Origin of the sequence: Dolichospermum sp. LEGE 00240 (assembly GCF_015207875.1) — a bacterium.
GTDB lineage: Bacteria > Cyanobacteriota > Cyanobacteriia > Cyanobacteriales > Nostocaceae > Dolichospermum > Dolichospermum gracile.
Genome location: NZ_JADEVZ010000024.1, coordinates 1 through 17,265, shown reverse-complemented (window position 1 = coordinate 17,265; position 17,265 = coordinate 1). Strand labels below are relative to the sequence as shown.

20 protein-coding genes are annotated in these 17,265 nt (G+C 35.8%); 8 read left to right on the top strand and 12 right to left on the bottom strand.

Annotated features, from left to right (window positions below; all coding sequences use genetic code 11):
- Positions 1-66: 66 nt before the first annotated feature.
- The 7 genes from IQ226_RS10280 to IQ226_RS10250 form a co-directional block, all read right to left on the bottom strand.
- Complete coding sequence (locus tag IQ226_RS10280; RefSeq protein WP_193895101.1) at positions 67-492, bottom strand: type II toxin-antitoxin system HigA family antitoxin; 426 nt, start codon at positions 490-492, stop codon at positions 67-69.
- Positions 452-754, bottom strand: coding sequence for a type II toxin-antitoxin system HigB family toxin (locus IQ226_RS10275; RefSeq protein ID WP_193895099.1), 303 nt, complete (start codon positions 752-754; stop codon positions 452-454). The genes IQ226_RS10280 and IQ226_RS10275 overlap by 41 nt, the downstream gene beginning before the upstream one ends.
- A gap of 9 nt (positions 755-763) precedes the next feature.
- Complete coding sequence (locus tag IQ226_RS10270; RefSeq protein WP_193895097.1) at positions 764-1,093, bottom strand: helix-turn-helix domain-containing protein; 330 nt, start codon at positions 1,091-1,093, stop codon at positions 764-766.
- Between the two features lie 10 nt (positions 1,094-1,103).
- The gene (locus tag IQ226_RS10265; protein WP_193895095.1) at positions 1,104-1,463 is read right to left on the bottom strand and encodes a type II toxin-antitoxin system RelE/ParE family toxin; all 360 of its coding nucleotides are present in this window, start codon (positions 1,461-1,463) and stop codon (positions 1,104-1,106) included.
- 7 nt (positions 1,464-1,470) lie between these two features.
- The gene (locus tag IQ226_RS10260; RefSeq protein ID WP_193895093.1) at positions 1,471-3,402 is read right to left on the bottom strand and encodes a WG repeat-containing protein; all 1,932 of its coding nucleotides are present in this window, start codon (positions 3,400-3,402) and stop codon (positions 1,471-1,473) included.
- Positions 3,403-3,708: 306 nt separating this feature from the next.
- Positions 3,709-5,109, bottom strand: coding sequence for a TldD/PmbA family protein (locus IQ226_RS10255; protein WP_193895091.1), 1,401 nt, complete (start codon positions 5,107-5,109; stop codon positions 3,709-3,711).
- Positions 5,110-5,258: 149 nt separating this feature from the next.
- Positions 5,259-5,675: a hypothetical protein gene (locus IQ226_RS10250; protein WP_193895089.1), complete on the bottom strand. Its 417-nt coding sequence runs from the start codon at positions 5,673-5,675 to the stop codon at positions 5,259-5,261.
- A gap of 687 nt (positions 5,676-6,362) precedes the next feature.
- Here IQ226_RS10250 and IQ226_RS10245 point away from each other — a divergent pair.
- From IQ226_RS10245 to IQ226_RS10230, 4 genes are all read left to right on the top strand, one after another.
- Positions 6,363-6,626 carry a hypothetical protein gene (locus tag IQ226_RS10245; protein WP_193895087.1) on the top strand — a complete coding sequence of 88 codons (264 nt, stop codon included), beginning with the start codon at positions 6,363-6,365 and terminating at the stop codon, positions 6,624-6,626.
- A 139-nt stretch (positions 6,627-6,765) separates the two neighbouring features.
- A complete protein-coding gene (locus tag IQ226_RS10240) occupies positions 6,766-7,023 on the top strand; it encodes a hypothetical protein (protein ID WP_193895085.1) in 258 nt (85 codons plus the stop codon).
- Between the two features lie 118 nt (positions 7,024-7,141).
- Positions 7,142-7,450, top strand: a complete 309-nt coding sequence (locus IQ226_RS10235; RefSeq protein WP_193895083.1) for a DUF3181 family protein — start codon at positions 7,142-7,144, stop codon at positions 7,448-7,450.
- 58 nt (positions 7,451-7,508) lie between these two features.
- Positions 7,509-7,733 (top strand): acetyltransferase, encoded by a 225-nt coding sequence (locus IQ226_RS10230; protein ID WP_193895081.1) that lies wholly within the window; start codon positions 7,509-7,511, stop codon positions 7,731-7,733.
- A gap of 231 nt (positions 7,734-7,964) precedes the next feature.
- Here IQ226_RS10230 and IQ226_RS10225 read toward each other — a convergent pair whose 3' ends face one another.
- The gene (locus IQ226_RS10225; protein ID WP_193895079.1) at positions 7,965-8,726 is read right to left on the bottom strand and encodes a Uma2 family endonuclease; all 762 of its coding nucleotides are present in this window, start codon (positions 8,724-8,726) and stop codon (positions 7,965-7,967) included.
- 697 nt (positions 8,727-9,423) lie between these two features.
- Here IQ226_RS10225 and IQ226_RS10220 point away from each other — a divergent pair.
- Genes IQ226_RS10220 through IQ226_RS10210 form a run of 3 tightly spaced genes read left to right on the top strand, consistent with a single transcriptional unit; the run spans position 9,424 to position 12,193 of the window.
- Positions 9,424-10,335, top strand: coding sequence for a restriction endonuclease (locus IQ226_RS10220; protein ID WP_193895076.1), 912 nt, complete (start codon positions 9,424-9,426; stop codon positions 10,333-10,335).
- An 18-nt stretch (positions 10,336-10,353) separates the two neighbouring features.
- Positions 10,354-11,526 (top strand): DNA cytosine methyltransferase, encoded by a 1,173-nt coding sequence (locus tag IQ226_RS10215; RefSeq protein ID WP_193895074.1) that lies wholly within the window; start codon positions 10,354-10,356, stop codon positions 11,524-11,526.
- 7 nt (positions 11,527-11,533) lie between these two features.
- Positions 11,534-12,193 carry a restriction endonuclease gene (locus IQ226_RS10210; protein ID WP_193895071.1) on the top strand — a complete coding sequence of 220 codons (660 nt, stop codon included), beginning with the start codon at positions 11,534-11,536 and terminating at the stop codon, positions 12,191-12,193.
- A gap of 188 nt (positions 12,194-12,381) precedes the next feature.
- Here IQ226_RS10210 and IQ226_RS10205 read toward each other — a convergent pair whose 3' ends face one another.
- The 4 genes from IQ226_RS10205 to IQ226_RS10190 all read right to left on the bottom strand — a co-directional run bounded on the left by IQ226_RS10205 (position 12,382) and on the right by IQ226_RS10190 (position 15,586).
- Positions 12,382-12,648 carry an NIL domain-containing protein gene (locus IQ226_RS10205; RefSeq protein WP_193895069.1) on the bottom strand — a complete coding sequence of 89 codons (267 nt, stop codon included), beginning with the start codon at positions 12,646-12,648 and terminating at the stop codon, positions 12,382-12,384.
- Between the two features lie 52 nt (positions 12,649-12,700).
- The gene (cysW, locus tag IQ226_RS10200) at positions 12,701-13,540 is read right to left on the bottom strand and encodes a sulfate ABC transporter permease subunit CysW (RefSeq protein WP_193895067.1); all 840 of its coding nucleotides are present in this window, start codon (positions 13,538-13,540) and stop codon (positions 12,701-12,703) included.
- Entirely contained in the window at positions 13,527-14,396 is an 870-nt protein-coding gene (gene cysT / locus IQ226_RS10195; protein ID WP_193895065.1) for a sulfate ABC transporter permease subunit CysT, read from the bottom strand. Before cysT ends, cysW begins: the two co-directional genes overlap by 14 nt.
- A gap of 74 nt (positions 14,397-14,470) precedes the next feature.
- Positions 14,471-15,586: a sulfate ABC transporter substrate-binding protein gene (locus IQ226_RS10190; RefSeq protein WP_027402211.1), complete on the bottom strand. Its 1,116-nt coding sequence runs from the start codon at positions 15,584-15,586 to the stop codon at positions 14,471-14,473.
- 494 nt (positions 15,587-16,080) lie between these two features.
- Between IQ226_RS10190 and IQ226_RS10185 the strand changes: the two genes are divergently transcribed.
- Complete coding sequence (locus IQ226_RS10185) at positions 16,081-17,163, top strand: sulfate ABC transporter substrate-binding protein (RefSeq protein WP_193895063.1); 1,083 nt, start codon at positions 16,081-16,083, stop codon at positions 17,161-17,163.
- The last annotated feature ends 102 nt before the right edge of the window (positions 17,164-17,265 follow it).

Genomic DNA, 17,265 nt, shown 5'->3' with positions numbered 1-17,265 from the left:
ATATTTACTATATTTACTATATTTAGTATCAAACTCTTCTATTATTATTAGTATTCATTACATCAACTAAACATTTTTTAAAAACACAGATGGAGAAACATGAAAGAAATTACTAAGTTTCTCGATTTGTTCAATAGTTAGGGGTTGTTCTTCTGACAAAATATCAGATATTATAGTTTCATCGGCAAAAATTGGCATTAAATCTTTGGGTTGTAAATTCAATTCTGCCATTAATACTTTTAATAATTCTACTCCATAAATATCTGCTACAGGATAATTTTCTTCTTCATATTCAGATACTACTAACCCTAATAAATGCAGATAATCTCGTTCGTCAGGAGTTAGCCTTTCTTGATCTAATAAAGAATCAATGATATTTTGAGTGATGGTTAATTCTTCCTCTGAGGTAATTTTTCTGGGAGGAAAAGAGGTAATTAATTCTACATAAGTTTTAGGTGTACCAAGGGTCTTGTTTCCAATTTTGTTTGTCATATTCTGCATGGGTAAGGATATGGCGAATATACACTTCTTGATATTGATAGTCTACTAAAGCGATGAGTCGGTAATTGTTACCACTAATATTAAAAACGGTAAAATTTCCAACTAAATCAGCAGATGGGAATACTTGACGTAATTGAACAAAGTTTTCCCATTTGGCTTTATTAATAATTTTATACCATGTTTCTAGATTTGATTCAGATTTTGGATGCTGCTGCGAAAATTCTTTTAGTCTCTTTCTGCTGATAATGTGCATAGCTAGACGTTAAGCAATTTTTTGATAAACAACATTAATTTTAGGTTGATATTGTTCTGTTTGTTGATTTGTTACCATTATTTCTACATTTTGACCTAATTTAATTAAATAACTTAATAAATTTTCAATTGTAAATTCTTTAAGAATACCGTTAGTTAAATTATTTATTTGTTCAAGTTTTAAGCCTAAAATTTGTGCGGCCTGTTGAGGTGTGATTTGTTGCTGTTCTAAAATATCAGCAATGACAGAAGCTAATTTAACTTTGGCTAGTTTTTCTTCTGCATTAGCAAATCCTAAATCTTGAAATATGTTGCCAGAACTGATTGTATAATCTAACATAATCTTGATCTCATGATTCTCTAGTTTGTGAAATTTGGATTGCTGTTTGTAATCGCTGGTGAATTAAATCAATAGTTTGTTGAGGTGTTTTGATACCTTTAGGTGATTTTTTCTTGAAAGCGTGGAGAACATAAACAGTATCATCAATTTTTATAGCATAAATAGTGCGGTATGTATCAGTTTGATAATTGCTGCGAATTTCAAATACTCCATTAAATCCTTTTAATGGTTTTATTTTAGGATGATTTTGATTGATTTGCACGCGATAGAGAATATATCCAATTTCATCAATTACATCTTCAGGAAATTCTAGAAGTTCTTCTTTGGCAGAGTTTACCCAGATAACTGTTTTGATTGTATCATTAGTCATAATTTAGTTAATAAACTATCTTTCCTGTTTTATCTATTAAGTAATCTTTGCCACTAATTGTTACTTTTGCTAATCCTTCTGAAAAATCATAAGCATTATCAAACTGATAAGGAATAACTATTTGACCATTAGTATTTATATAACCACATTTATCTCCTATTCGTACAGTCGCCAGTCCTTCTGAAAACCACAGAGTCCTATCAAATTGACAAGAAATAAATATTTCACCATTAGTATTTATATACCCATATTTTTCTCCTATTTGTACGGCTGCTAGTCCTTCAGAGAACCAATAAATCTGATTAAACTCACAAGGAATAACTATTTGACCATTGGTATTTATATACCCATATTTTTCTCCTATTTGTACCATTGCTATTGCTAGTTCTTCGGAAAATCTGAAAGCATTATCAAACTGACAGGGAATAATCACTTGACCATTAGTGTTGATATACCCATATTTTCCTCCTATTTTTACTTTTGCTAGTCCTTCTGAAAAATTATCAGCATTATCAAACTGACAGGGAATAACTAATTGACCATTAGTATTGATAAATCCCCATTTTTCTCCTGTTTTTACCTGTGCTAGTCCTTCTGAAAAGAGCCAAGCATTATCAAACTGACAAGGAATAACTAATTGACCATTAGTATTGATAAATCCCCATTTTTCTGCGATTTTTACTTTTGCTAATCCTTCTGAAAAATTATCAGCATCATCAAACTGACAGGGAATAATTAATTGACCATTAGTATTAATAAATCCCCATTTTCCTCCTATTTTTACTTTTGCTAGTCCTTCTGAAAAATTATCAGCATCATCAAACTGATAGGGGATAGCTAATTCACCAATAGTATTGATAAATCCCCATTTTTCTCCTGTTTTTACCTGTGCTAGTCCTTCAGAAAAGAGCCAAGCATTATCAAATTGATAGGGGATAGCTAATTCACCAATAGTATTGATAAATCTCCATTTTGCTCCTTTTATTACACTTGCTAGTCCTTCAGAAAAATTATTAGCAAGACCAAACTGGCAGGGAATAACTAATTTACCCCCACTAACATAACCATATTTTCCATTAAGTCTAACTGGAACTAACTTAGGTACTACTAATAATCTTTGATTAATTACAAAAATTTTATTTAATTCATCCAAAGCTTCCTTAGCATTTCTATAACGTTGTCGCCATTCACAACACACCATTTTATTTATAAACTGCTTTAACCTCTCACTTATTTCAACCTGGTCAATCCAAATAATTTCACCATCATCATCTTCTGCTAATAAGCGTGGCGATAGATCAATTAATGCCTGAATTGCTATCATACCTAAAGCATAAATATCACTGCTCAATTTCGGCTTACCTATAGCCTGTTCTATAGGCATATATCCGACTGTACCAAACCCACTAGTTCGACTTGTTGAACCTGATTTAATGGCAATGGTAGTATTAATTTGTTTGACTACCCCAAAATCAATCAATACTAATTTCCCATCTTTGCGTCGCATGATATTGGCTGGTTTAATATCTCGGTGGATCACCCTATTTTCATGGACATAAACCAATATTTCTAAAACATCTCGTAATAGTTGAATTACATCACCTTCACTCAACTTTTTCCCAGGACTGATTTCTTGACGTAAATCATAACCATCAATAAATTCCTGAATTAAATATAATTCTTCATCGTTCTCAAAATAAGCATATAATTTAGGAATTTGATCGTGATTTTGTCCTAATTTATATAAAATCTCTGCTTCTTGTTCAAATAAACGGATAATTTCGGGGTCAATAATTGTTGGGTGCAGCCTTTTAACCACACAAACCGGTTTAGGAGTCACGGGAATATCTAAATCTTCTGCGAGGTAAGTTTTCCCAAACCCACCTGCATCTAGTTGTTTGACAATCTTATAACGCTGACGGAGAATATTACCAATCATAATGATGTTGCTTTAATAACTCTGTTTTTGTATATTATAAATCACAAAAGATAACGTCAATCTCCCATAAATCCCCAAAAACAAAAATACCCGACTGCTGGGAAAAGTCGAGTATCTCAAATAAATGATAATTTTTCGCGTTTTATGGGTCAGCAATTCTCATTTTAAAGTCAGAATCGCGGATTATACGGATTAAAAGATTGGGCGGATTAGGTTGTTTGCTATGATAAAAGTCACTAAAATCCGTGAAATCAGCGCAATCCGTCTAATCCGTGATTCTGACCTTATTTTTTCAATAAGGAAGAACTATTCTCCACTTTCACCTCCAACCACAACATCCCGAATTCGTAAACTCGGACCACCGCAACCGACAGGTAAACCATTTTGTCCACCTTTACCGCAACCGCCGGATTCATCCCAGTAAAAATCATCACCAATGGCTTCGATATCTGCGAGGGTTTGGAAAACATTACCGGAAAGAGTGACATCCTTTACAGGTTCAGCAATTTTGCCATTTCTAATCATCCAAGCTTCCCCAGCACTAAAAGTGAACATTTCCCCGTTCGTCATTCCTCCTAGCCAATTTTGGGCAAAAACACCTTCTTTAATCCCCGTAAATAAATCCGCAACTGGGGTTCTCCCCCGTTCAATCCAGGTATTTGTCATTCTCACAATGGGGGAATAGTGATAATTGAGACAACGGGCATTTCCTGTAGGTTTCTCCTCCAATTTACCAGCAGTTTCACGGGAATGGAGTCTACCAACTAATACACCATCTTCAATTAATTGGGTAGTCGTCGCTGGTGTACCTTCATCATCGTAAAAATAACTACCGCGATGTCCTTGGGGTGCAGCACCATCAAATATTTGCAGTTCTTTGGGGCCAAAACGTCGTCCTAGAGTCATGACTTCCAGAATATCAGGGTTTTCATAAGCCATATCTGCTTCAGAAAGATGTCCAAAAGCTTCATGCACAAATAAACCGCTGAGAATAGGATCAATAACTACGGTGTAAGTATTACCCTTAACAGATGGTAAAGATAAAGACGTAACTGCTCTTGCTGCTGCACCTTTAACTTGTGTGTCTAAATTAGTTAAATCCTCGTAAGCTTTGCGAGAACCAGTGGTTTCTCTGCCAGTTTGTACAGTGTCTCCATTCCTGGCTGTGGCTGCAAAGCGCATTTCCATATCTACCCAAGATTGATCAATGAAAGTCCCTTCGGATGTAATAATAATTACTCTTTGGGTGCTGTCACTGTAATGGACTGAGGTGGTAGTAATTCGATGATCAACTGTTTTCAAAAGGTCAGTATAGCGATCGCATAATTGCTTTTTCTGCTTTAGCGAAACCTGACGGGGATCAGTACCCAACAGAGGTAATTTGCATACGGCTTGTACGGGATCAATGGCTGCAAGTATAGTTTCCTCATCACCCACTATCCGGGCTGCGGCGATCGCCTCTTCTATACGTTCTTCAATGGTTGCTAGTTTATTAAAACTACTTAATCCCCAACCACCTTTATAACAAGTGCGAACGTGACCACCAATAGAAATTCCCTCGCTGAGAGTTTCCACTCTATCACCACGCAAAACAATATCTGTTCCTTCAGCTTCTTCCAAGCGAATCATCAAATAATCCACACGGGAAGAATAACGGGAGATTAAATCTGAGAGAAGATTTTGAACATCAGTAAGTTTAGTAGTCATTTTACAAATCGCTATAAGTAGGAGTCACCGAGTCAGGAGTCAGGATAAAGAAGAAAGAAGAAGATTTTGTATGTTATTTGACTGATATTACTATAAACAATTTAAAATTCCCAACAGATTAATAAACTGAAATTGACGAGAGATTAGATTTATTCAAACACATATTTTTCCGCTACTTTCCAATAACGAGAAAACCGCTTTAAATCAATATATCCGTCATATTCAAAAAACGGTTCTACAGCAAAAACTTCCAACTTGACAGACTGTTCTATTTGATCACAAATATCATCAAACCTGGGACTAGGACTATCTGTAGTTATAACTAAATTAGTATTATGTTCCTTTGCAAAAGCTAAAACTTCTTCTGCGACATTTCCCCGGCGAATTTCTACAGGTAATTCTAGCAAACATTCATAAATGAAAGTCAGGCGTTTGAGGCTAATTTGCCATTCTGCAATTAAAGCATCATCCCAAACCCAAATTGCTGGGGCTTGGGGATATTCTTGAAATGCAGGGTTATGGGGACTCAGACAGTCTCCATTGATCCAAATAACTGGTTTATTCATAGTCTTTGCTTATCTATATCAATAGAAAAACCAATATACTATACAGCCATCTTAAATTACAAGGGTGATAGTTAATCATTTTCCCACAAACTCAAATCCGTTAATTGCTGATTTGACAAGCATTCTGACTCTCAACTCCAACCATTCTCACTTTCCTGATCCATAAAATTTTAATAATTTTTGCAAAATCGTAACTATGGATACATCCAATTCTGGCAACAGTGGATAACATGATAAAAATATTCACACAGTAAGAAACATCAAGAATCAAAAAAACCATTTCTTGTACCTCTTACCATCTTCAATAAACAGCAACCTACAGGAGTTTGCCTTCTTAAATAATTTACCCGACAAGAATAATCTTGATTGCCTTAAATATAAGGTTAAAACAACTCTATCACAATTCATACCAACTTTATCTGAGACTGCACAGAATCATCAAATCCATGAATTCATCCGTCCTTATTCGCGTTTATCTGCGTTTATCTGCGGTCAATGATTCTAGAAATCTGATTTCATGTAGCTTCATCTGAATTTGGTATCAGTATGACATGATCAAAATATGTCATACTAATTCAGGATTTTAGATTGGGAATGAAAAACACTTTGACAACAGTTTCCCACACCACTAAATATCCGCAGTTAGCGTCCTTGTGATATTTCAGCTAAACAATCAAGGAGTTCATTATGCTTCGACAAATGTGCTGGTTATCTAAGTCTAGCGGCGATGATGAAAAGATATTACACCTGCAAACTACACCTGGACTACCTTGGCGACCTTACACAGCTTTTCCGCAATTTTCAGTTCCAGATTATCGCATTCCTCGCGGTTCTAAGGGTTGGGCCACTTATCAAAAACTCTTGAAAGCAGGTTGGACTTTAGTACCTAGTGCCAGAGGCAGCGAATTTGCCCCCACTAGCTATGCAGAGTCAACTGTGCAGAGTTCATAGAACATATTACCATCTGGGGTATCCTAGCAACATTTTTAATCCCCAGATGGAGGAAATTATTTGCGGATCTGAGCAAGTCAGCCCCAAAGACCTTACAATGGTTAAGGTGCGTTAACTACTGTTACAAACATTTATATTTATGCCTCCTCGTTGGCCTCGCAAACCAGATCGTCAAGATCCAGATTTCCGTAAACTAGATGATCGCATGAATTTCGCTGTTCATGTTGGTATTTGTGCAACTGTCACTTCTGGGTTATGGTTTTTCCACATTTTGAAAACTACTGCCTGGGAATGGCTTCCTGGGTTAACAATTGGTTGGGTAGGAGTATTGCTGCTGCATCTAATTTACATTGGTGCGATCGCTAATTACGACCAAACCCCACCAAAATCTACCTAAAGAAAGAAAATTCAGCTAGGGAATTCTTACCTGTGGTAGTAGCTAAAGTCTAATTAATTGAGTAATAATGTGAAATGGAATCAGAGATCCCAATATTACTAACAATGAGGTTATATTTGTGGCTAAAACTAATACCACAGAATTACTGGAAACCCTAGCCGCCGAAATTGGTGAAAGTGTTTATATAGATATTGCAAAATGGCATCTTTATTTAGCTGATGCCAAGTTGCATCATGTTGTTGCTGAAAAATTGTATCCTTTAATTACTTCTAAAGGCGTTAATGAAGAAAAAGTCATTGCCGCTTTAGAATCTATCACCGTTAAAGTTGGTGGTGGTAGAAATGAACTATCTTTAATTAATTTATTGCCCTTGCAATGTCAAGTTACCTTAGTAGATATTGTCGAAAAATATCAACGGGAAATATAATCTTCATTTTCTTCCCATTGGCAAATTTACACATTTTAAATAATGGAGGTTGATCAATATGTTTTTACAGATCAAAGATAGCCGAGATTTGGTGAAAATAGTTGATGTTCAAGAACTATTAGACCCCACTAGCAAAATTGTCCACGCCCAAGACCAAGAAGGACAAGAAGAACAAGAAACGGACATTTATCAAAAGGAAGAACTAGTATTTCCCTCTGGAGAAAAATTACCACGCTGTTGGTTAGATGCCAAATTTAGAGAAAGAGAAGGCGTAGCAGCTTAATTTTAATTACATAGGGTGATTTATCTCACCCTATAATTATCTGCATAAGTAGGTTAGCATTGAAAATCCTCGTTATGGCAAAGCAAGAGGCAATCATGCAAGAGGCAAGAGTGAAGAGGGTTTGGGCTATTTTACTTTTCTTTACACATTTTTTCTGAACCTATTGATACATTAGTTAGGATTCTGTTAGGTTGCGCTGTTGCTTAACCCAACCTAAGATTCTACACGGTTCTACGGTTCTGGCTCAATTCCCAATTCCCGCAATTTAGCAGCTAGTCTTTCTGCTCTTTGATGTTCTCTATCTGCTCTTTGTCTTTCCTCCTCCACTTTTTGGCGTTCTTGTTCTGCTTGTTCTGAACTCCATAGCAGTAAATTACCTGATTTATCCCACCAACGCAGCCAGTTCATGGTTTGTCCCAACCTTTCCCCAAACCAAATTCCCAGGTATAATTCCAATTGTGGAATCCACAGCCGCCCTTGGGTATCTACTGGATGTAAAATATATCTGCCATCTTGCAAATAACGGACTTCTAGACTACTATCATAGGGGTCATAAGTCACATAAGTGGGTACTTGCAGAACTTGCTCGTAAAAATGGAGTTTACCATAGGGAGGGGTTGACCTAATGGATAGTTCTCCTCCCTCTGCTTCTGAGAGAAATTCCATCACAATTATGACTGCTGCACCATCTGTATTAGGGGTATAACTACGACGAATTACCCCCTCTGGTACGGAATGTACTTGAGGAACATAAAACCAGTCTGGAGCTTTAACGACAATTTTTTTATTAACTGTTGCTACCAGCCCCAAATTCGAGCCAATTAGCATTTCTGGCTGGATATATCCTGAAGCTCCCAAAGCATCGGTTAAAGCCGCTGCGAGGGCGGGTTGTTGAATATTTTCCACAGGATCATCTGGTAATATAAAATTAGCTGGTAGAGGTTCCCAGGTGATGGTTGTTTTAGCTTTGATGGACGGGGCTTCGAGTACCATTGTATTAACCCTCAACCAGAAATGTTTGTGCAAATTAATTAACAGTATATCAACTGACGTGAGTTCGACATAACGATAATTTGTGGAAAACTCACCCTACGTAGGAGTCTCAAGCCCTTATTCTCTCGTTGAAAAAATCATAACTCTGTTCGCGTAGCGTCTCCGAAGGAGAAACTCCTAACACTGAACTCAAGTGATGTTGAGATTGCAAGTAATAATCTAAATCACCTCGCAAAAATTGATTTATTTCAATGGGATATTCAATATTAATTTTAGATTCAGTAATATGTGCAACTTCTAAGAGAATTGGCGTAATTAAAACTTCTCTTCTTGCAGCTTCGCTTGTTAAACTAACTCTTTGAATTGCTTCTTCTAATCGTTTCTGGAGATCAAATAATCGAGGTATTTGATTATTATTTATTGGAAAATTAATTGTTCCTCTAGTTAAATTAACTCCTAGTTATTGCAAAATATCCGCAGGTGCAAACCTTAACTCAAAATACTTAAGAAATGTGTATGTTTCATCAGGGTTGAGAATTGGGGGACGATGTGATTTATTCATAAGGTTATAAATTATCTTGTCAGTTTTTTATCTTTTATATTTATAATAATATATTTCTTTAGCGCAGTGATATAAAAATACTGCAAAAAAATACAAGAGTATGGTATAAAAAAGTAATACATTAATTTGTGAAAAATGACTATTCCTGATTTTCAAGCTATTATGCTGCCTTTATTGGAATATGCAAGTGATGGTAAGGAGCATTCTTTAAGGGACGCTATTACATTTTTAGCTGATGTTTTTAATTTAAGTGATGAAGAAAGAAAGAGTTTATTACCCAGTGGACAACAAACGGTTTTCGATAATCGTGTAGGTTGGGCTAGAACTCATTTAAAAAAAGCTGTTTTATTGGAATATCCAAAAAGAGGATTTTTTCAAATTACAGAACGGGGAAAGGATCTATTAATTCAAAACCCTACGAAAATCAATATTAAGTTTCTTAATCAGTTTCCAGAGCATATAGAGTTTCTAAATTCTAAAAAAGATAATGATAAGTCAGAACCGGAAATTATAGAAATATCAGAAACTACACCCCAAGAATCTATAGAGTTTGGATATCAAAAAATTAGAAAAGAATTAGAGTTAGAGTTACTTAACCGGGTAAAAAGTTGTTCACCTGATTTTTTTGAAAGATTAGTGGTAGATTTACTTGTAAAAATGGGTTATGGTGGCTCAAGACGTGATGCTGGGAGAGCAATTGGTAAAAGTGGTGATGGAGGAATTGATGGGATAATTAAGGAAGATAAATTAGGTTTAGATATTGTTTATATTCAAGCGAAAAGATGGGATAATACTGTTGTTGGTAGACCAGAAATTCAAAAGTTTGTCGGGGCTTTACATGGACAAAGAGCCAGAAAAGGTGTTTTTATCACTACTTCTAGATTTTCCCAAGAAGCTAGAGAATATGTATCTATTATAGATAGTAAAATTGTGTTAATAGATGGACAAGAATTAGCCCAATTAATGATTGATAATCATGTTGGTGTTTCCACAGTTTCTATTTATGAAATTAAAAAAATAGATTCCGATTATTTTACAGATGAGTAAACAATATACAATTAATATATGAAAACAACCAATTTTAAAGCTATAGAATTATTTGCTGGTATCGGTGGATTTCGTTTAGGCTTAGAAAATGCTAATATTGAAACTGTATGGGCTAATGATATCAATGAATTGAGTTGTCAAGTTTATGAAAGTAATTTTGGTAAAGATTCTATAGTTTTAGGTGATATCAACAAAATTCCTATATCACATATACCCAATCATGATATTTTAACTGCTGGTTTCCCTTGTCAACCATTTAGTCCTGCTGGTAAAAAACTGGGTGTAAGAGATAGTGTTAGAGGCACTTTATTTGAGCGTATTGTAGAAATTATAGATGAAAAAAAACCTCAATATTTTTTCTTGGAAAATGTCAAAAGACTTTTAACAATGGAAAATGGTTATCATTTTCGAGTGATTTTAAATGCACTTTCTGAATTAGATTATTTTATAGAGTGGAGAATCATTAGTCCTATTAGCTTTGGTATTCCTCAAAATAGAGACAGGATTTTTATTTTTGGGACTAAGTTAAATTCAGTTTATATAAATTCTCAACTTTTACAAAATACATCTGTTTTCTTAACTCAAGCAGATTTAATTGATTTACAAAATATAGAAATATTAACAGAAAAAGATATGATGCCTATAGTTGCAAATAAAGGCAAGAATTATAATTGGGGAATTGCGTATAAAAATAAAATGTTAACTTTGAATCTTCCTGCTTTACCGGATATCAAACCTAGACGGAAATTAAAAGATATTCTCCAAGATGATTTAATGGTAGATGCTCAATTTGATTTTACATCTGATACTTTAGAACGAATTAAGCAAAGTAAAGCGGTAAATCGTTATTGTCAAGGTGTGGAATTATTATATAATCAAGATGGAGGAGCAAGATTAGGGTATACAATTTTCGGAATTAATGGAATTGCATCAACATTAACTGCTTCCACATCCAGACATTATGAACGTTATCAAATAGGTGATAAATATCGGCGTTTAACTAATGTTGAATATGCCAGATTGATGGGTTTTCCTGATGATTGGTGTCGGGTTGCTAGAATTTATGATCAATATTCTTTATTTGGTAATGCAATTGTCCCTAGTTGTGTAGAATGGGTATGTCAAAGAATTGGTAAAAGCAATATTGAATTTACTAAATCTTCTTGGCAACAGTTAAGTTTGGCTATTTAATTTTAAAATGGAATTACTAACACTAGAATCTTTAAAAACGGCAGCACGTAATTTTTGCTCAGAATTAAGTGTAACACAAATTCATAATCTTTATGGGGTTACAGATGGTAAAGCAGTTGGTACTTATGTTGAATCTACTTTTAATCAATATTTATCTTCAAGATATGAATATACCCTTGGTAGTGCTGCGTTAGGTATAGATTTTCCGGGACTAGAAGTAGATTTAAAAGTAACATCTATTAAACAGCCTCAGTCGTCCTGTCCGTTTAGAAATGCCAGTCAAAAAGTCTATGGTTTAGGATATAATTTATTAATATTTGCATACGAAAAAATTGATGAGCATACTTCTTTAACTGCTAATTTAAAATTTAATAATGTTGTTTTTGTAGCCAAGGAAAGAACTGGAGATTATCAAACTACTTATGGAATAATGGAAATTATCCGCCGCAATGGCAATAAAGATGATATTGTAGCTTTTTTAGAGGAACGCAATTTTCCTTTGGATGAAATTGGACGCGAAACACTAGCAGAAAAAATTTTACAATCACCTCCAGAAATAGGCTACCTGACAATTTCTAACGCTTTACAATGGCGGTTACAATATGGCAGAGTTATCCAAGTTTCCACAGCAGGGACGACAACAGGAATAGAAAATTTATTAGTGTAAAAATCTCAAGAGAAACCCAGGGTTATTTGATTCTAAACATAGTTCGCCCTGTACTGAATTAGCCTACGGAAACGCTACGCGAACAGGGCTAATAAATCAATTCCGATTTAACGGACTATCAACTGCTAAATAAGAATGAAATAGCCCTGATTGGTTGGATCTATTGCTTAATCTGGCTGGCAATTTTCTTACCAATCACTAATGCTGTTTTCGTCCCAGATTTGCAAGTTTAATTTCCGTAAATAGGTTAACCCATTTTGAATTTGTGTTTCTGTTCCTTGGATATCTAAGTCAAACCAACCATCACCTACAGCATTTTGTCCGAGAATTGCGGCCTTGATATTTACTGTTAAGCCGTATTCGGAAACTAGGCGAGAAATTACTGGTTCTTGATGATGATCTTGAGTGATTCTGACGCGAATTCGCTTGTTTATCAGGGTATTTTCACTGCTCATAACAACTCCTAAGATGTAATTTTATATCTGTCTAAAAATTACCCATTACCCCTTATTCAACTTCTTTAATTTGGGTTTTTCGTTCCAGGATTTCTTTGAGTATCAAGGTGACTACTGCGAGGAATGCTAACAATACAGCCGCAGAAAAAGCAGCTTCAGTTTCATATTGTTTGTAAGCATCTTCCACGAATAAGGGTAAACTCTGGGTTGTATTAGCAATGTTACCAGATACGACAGAAACTGCGCCAAATTCACCCATTGCTCTGGCATTGGTTAAGATTAAACCGTAGAGTAAACCCCAACGAATACTCGGTAAAGTTACTCGCCAGAAAGTTTGCCAATCGTTTGCACCTAATGTTCTGGCGGCTTCTTCTTGATCTTTACCAAATTCTTCTAAGATAGGAATTACTTCTCTGGCGACAAAAGGCATACTCACGAAGGCGGTAGCCATTACCATTCCTGGAAAAGCAAAGATGATTTGGATATTATGTGCTTGTAGCCAAGGACCAAACCAGCCTTGTCTGCCGTATAGTAGGACTATCATTAAGCCGGCGACGACTGGGGAGATGGAAAAGGGTAAATCAATGATACTGAGAACTATAGCGCGTCCTGGGAATTTATGTCGAGCGATCGCCCAAGCCGCACATAAACCAAATACAGCATTCACAGGGATGGAAATCGCAGCTAGTAATAGAGTTAACCAAGCTGCATGGAGAAATTCCGGTTTTGCCAGGTTGGATAAAAATGGTCCAGATCCTTTTTTGAAAGCTTCAAAAAAAACATTAATAGCTGGAATATATTGAACCAGAAATAGGTAGGCGATCGCAATCCCAATTAAAACCGCCGGCACCCAACTTTGTTTTTTTTGTCTTTTAACTTTATCTATTGTCATATCTTCTCGCCCAAGCTTGTAAGAAATTAATTGTTAATAACAGCACCAAAGAAATGGCTAATAAAACCACACCAATTACAGTCGCACCGGAATAGTCATATTGTTCCAACCGTTGGAAAATTAACACAGGTGCAATCAAATCTTGAAACGGTGTATTAGAAGAAATAATTACTGTTGAACCATACTCTCCCACCGCACGGGAAAAACCCAAAGCCACACCCGTTAAAATTGTCGGAAATAAAGGCGGTAAAATCACTTTCCAAAAAGTTTGCCATTCAGAAGCACCCAAACTCCAAGCAGCCTCTTCAATTTCCGATTCCATTTCTTGCAGTACCGGTTGCACAGTTCTCACCACAAAAGGTAAAGATATAAATATCATTGCTACCCCAAGTCCCAACCGAGTAAAGGATACCTTAATCCCCATTGGTGCTAACAATGAACCCAGCCAACCATTATCACTGTAAACTGTTGCCAGTGTTAAACCTGCTACTGATGTTGGCAAAGCAAACGGTAAATCTACAGTCGCATCAATAATCCGTTTCAAAGGAAAATTGTAACGCACCAATACCCAAGCAATCAAAGTTCCAAACACACCATTCAACAAAGCCGCCAATAAAGACGTAACAAAGGTAACGTTATAGGTTGCTAATGCTAACTCACTAGTCGCAATTTCCCAAAACTTCTCTGGAGATTCTGTACTAGCCTTGAGAAACATCGCCACAATAGGAATAAATAACATGAAAGTTAGATATCCTAAAGTAATCCGCCAAGTCCAAGGAAGACGAATCAAATTATCTAGAAACACCTTCCAAATCGGAGGTTTAATATTAGTTTGTACAGAAGAAGATACAGCCATAATTTAGTTAGTTGTCAGTTGTCAGTTGTTAGTTGTTAGTTGTCTTCTAACAATTACCAATTACCAATTACCCATTACCGCCTATTTTTAGCTTGAATTTGGTCAAAAATTGCCCCATCATTAAAGAACTTTTTCTGCACAGCATCCCAACCACCTAATTCTTCAACTGTACTTAAAGTCTTTATTGGGGGATATTTGTCAGCAAACTCTTTACTCTTAGCTACTGTTTCATCAACAGGGCGAAATCCTACTTTCGCAAATTCCTGTTGTGCTTCTGGAGTGAATAAGTATTTAACAAAAGCTTCCGCCACCTCCCGATTACCATGTTTATCAACATTTTTATCCACAACAGCAATAGGATTATCAATGGAGATATTTACATCAGGAAGAACATAGTTTGTTTTTTCACCCTTATCTCTGGCTAAAACAATTTCGTTTTCATAGTTGATTAAAGCATCACCTTGACCTTGTTTAAAAAATGCGTCTGTAGCTTCACGAGCATCTTTAGTTAATACAGGGACATTCTTATAAACCTTAGTAACAAACTCTGTTGCTTTAGCTTCATCTCCACCAGTTTTAATTACCGAATTCCAAAGTGCGAGAAAGTTCCAGCGCGCTACCCCAGAAGTTTTAGGATCTGCGGTAATTAGTTTAACATTATCTTTAGCTAAATCAGCCCAATTTTTAATACCTTTAGGGTTGCCTTCACGAGTTACTAAAGCGGCGACAGATTTAGTAACAATTCCATTATTAGGAAATTTTTTCTCCCACCCAGCTTGAATTAATCCCGCCTTTTCAATTTTTTGCGTATCTAAAGCTAGTGCCAGATGAACAACATCTGCTTCTAAACCATCAACTACAGCACGAGTTTGTGAACCAGAACCGCCATAGCTTTGTTTAAAAACTACAGTTTGGTTATGTTCCTTTTGCCATTTTTCCACAAATTTGGGAATAATGGCAGCGTGAGCAGCTTTAGTAACAGCAAAAGAGACAAGAGTTAGTTCTGCATTCTGTTTTTTTTCTGTATCATTAGTTGCACTTGGTGAAGAATTACTGGTGTTTGTCCCAGAACAAGCAGCAAGAGATAAACTCAATACCGTTCCTACTAGAACCAGTGATACAAAGCCTTTGAGAGAATTGGGGTTAAACCTCAGTTGTAATCTTTTCCGTAATTGTTGCCACAAATTCATTATTTTTTCCTCCTGTAAAACTACGGGCAATTAATTTTTTAGCTTGCAGTTATGTGTTAGTGCAAAAGTACATAATTGCCAATGCCGTTTAAAACAGCATATTGACGATAGGGAATATGGTGATTTTACCAGTTTTAGGACAAATTACAACGTCTCTAATAAAGAAGTATCAATTTTTAATTGTCTTTCTTGAGGTAACAAAATATAAATACTTAGAAAATAAGTTAATTAAAATACATAAATAATCAAACTTGACGATAAAAATAGAATTTAATTTACTCAAAACCTTGTTATATAAGGCTTGTAAATAAAAACGCCAAAAAATCAACTGCAATATTAAATACATTCAATACTTGATAGGAAAATAGTTGTTTTTAAGTGCAAAAACTATTGATTTTATTTATTACATCTGGTAAGCTCTTTTTTGATAAGTTAAATACTGTATCTTTACAGAGATACCGTAGATTGTATTGCAGCCAATTTGAGGACATCCCATGACAGATAATTCTTCCAACACTAAAAAATTCGTGACAACAAAGCCATTCTTTTCGACACTGTTCTTAGCCACAACCTTAAGCATAAGCACTATTTTACCTGTATTTGCAGGTACAGCCCAAAAAACGCAACTCATGAGTCAAAGCGGTAAAAAAGTTGAAATTACCCTGGCTACTTACGCAGTGACTAAGGCTGCTTACTCCAAAATCATTCCCCAGTTTGTAGCGAAATGGAAAAGAGAAAAAGGTCAAGATGTTGTAATTAGGGAAAGTTATGGCGGTTCTGGTTCTCAAACCCGTGCTGTTATTGATGGTTTACCCGCAGATGTGGTAGCTTTAGCTCTAGCATTAGATACAAAAAAAATCGAACAAGCCGGTTTGATTAAACCAGGTTGGGAGAAGGAAGCTCCCAATAATTCAATTGTTACCCGTTCAGTGGTTGCGCTGGAAACTCGTCCTGGTAATCCCAAAAAGATCAAGACTTGGACAGATTTAACAAAACCTGGTGTGAAGATTGTTACCGCAAATCCTAAAACATCGGGTGGTGCTAGATGGAATTTCCTAGCTTTGTGGGGTGCTGTGGTGAGGAATGGCGGAAATGAAAGCCAGGCTTTGAAATTTGTCACTGATGTGTTTAAGAATGTGATTGTATTACCCAAAGATGCACGAGAATCAAGTGATGCTTTTTACAAAAAAGGTCAGGGTGACGTATTACTAAATTATGAAAATGAAGTCATTTTAGCTGCACAGCAAGGAAAAACAGATGTTTCTTACGAAGTTCCTCCAGTCAATATTTCTATAGAAGGACCTGTCGCAGTTGTAGATAAAAATGTTGATAAGCACGGAAATCGTGAAGTGGCTGAAGCTTTTGTCAACTTCCTGTTCACTCCAGAAGCACAACGAGAGTTTGCTAAAGTTGGTTTTCGGCCAGTTAATGCTACTGTAGCCAAAGAAGTACAAGGTAAATTCCCCAAGATTGCCCGACTCTACACTGTGGATAGTTTGGGAGGTTGGAATGGTGTACAGAAGAAGTTCTTTGATGATGGTGCTATTTTTGACAGAATTCAGGGTAGAAGACGCTAAATATAGCAATTCTTGATTAAGTCTAATTATTCTAACAGCGGTTTTCCCCTCTTATAAGGTACATCTTAGCCTCCTCATCGCTTGCGGGGAGGGGGTTGGGGG

Bases quoted from the DNA above. Each gene is read 5' to 3' on its own strand.
- IQ226_RS10280 (WP_193895101.1), bottom strand. From the start codon at position 492: ATGACAAACAAAATTGGAAACAAGACCCTTGGTACACCTAAAACTTAT.
- IQ226_RS10275 (WP_193895099.1), bottom strand. From the start codon at position 754: ATGCACATTATCAGCAGAAAGAGACTAAAAGAATTTTCGCAGCAGCAT.
- IQ226_RS10270 (WP_193895097.1), bottom strand. From the start codon at position 1,093: ATGTTAGATTATACAATCAGTTCTGGCAACATATTTCAAGATTTAGGA.
- IQ226_RS10265 (WP_193895095.1), bottom strand. From the start codon at position 1,463: ATGACTAATGATACAATCAAAACAGTTATCTGGGTAAACTCTGCCAAA.
- IQ226_RS10260 (WP_193895093.1), bottom strand. From the start codon at position 3,402: ATGATTGGTAATATTCTCCGTCAGCGTTATAAGATTGTCAAACAACTA.
- IQ226_RS10255 (WP_193895091.1), bottom strand. From the start codon at position 5,109: ATGACTACTAAACTTACTGATGTTCAAAATCTTCTCTCAGATTTAATC.
- IQ226_RS10250 (WP_193895089.1), bottom strand. From the start codon at position 5,675: ATGAATAAACCAGTTATTTGGATCAATGGAGACTGTCTGAGTCCCCAT.
- IQ226_RS10245 (WP_193895087.1), top strand. From the start codon at position 6,363: ATGCTTCGACAAATGTGCTGGTTATCTAAGTCTAGCGGCGATGATGAA.
- IQ226_RS10240 (WP_193895085.1), top strand. From the start codon at position 6,766: ATGCCTCCTCGTTGGCCTCGCAAACCAGATCGTCAAGATCCAGATTTC.
- IQ226_RS10230 (WP_193895081.1), top strand. From the start codon at position 7,509: ATGTTTTTACAGATCAAAGATAGCCGAGATTTGGTGAAAATAGTTGAT.
- IQ226_RS10225 (WP_193895079.1), bottom strand. From the start codon at position 8,726: ATGGTACTCGAAGCCCCGTCCATCAAAGCTAAAACAACCATCACCTGG.
- IQ226_RS10220 (WP_193895076.1), top strand. From the start codon at position 9,424: ATGACTATTCCTGATTTTCAAGCTATTATGCTGCCTTTATTGGAATAT.
- IQ226_RS10215 (WP_193895074.1), top strand. From the start codon at position 10,354: ATGAAAACAACCAATTTTAAAGCTATAGAATTATTTGCTGGTATCGGT.
- IQ226_RS10210 (WP_193895071.1), top strand. From the start codon at position 11,534: ATGGAATTACTAACACTAGAATCTTTAAAAACGGCAGCACGTAATTTT.
- IQ226_RS10205 (WP_193895069.1), bottom strand. From the start codon at position 12,648: ATGAGCAGTGAAAATACCCTGATAAACAAGCGAATTCGCGTCAGAATC.
- cysW (WP_193895067.1), bottom strand. From the start codon at position 13,540: ATGACAATAGATAAAGTTAAAAGACAAAAAAAACAAAGTTGGGTGCCG.
- cysT (WP_193895065.1), bottom strand. From the start codon at position 14,396: ATGGCTGTATCTTCTTCTGTACAAACTAATATTAAACCTCCGATTTGG.
- IQ226_RS10190 (WP_027402211.1), bottom strand. From the start codon at position 15,586: ATGAATTTGTGGCAACAATTACGGAAAAGATTACAACTGAGGTTTAAC.
- IQ226_RS10185 (WP_193895063.1), top strand. From the start codon at position 16,081: ATGACAGATAATTCTTCCAACACTAAAAAATTCGTGACAACAAAGCCA.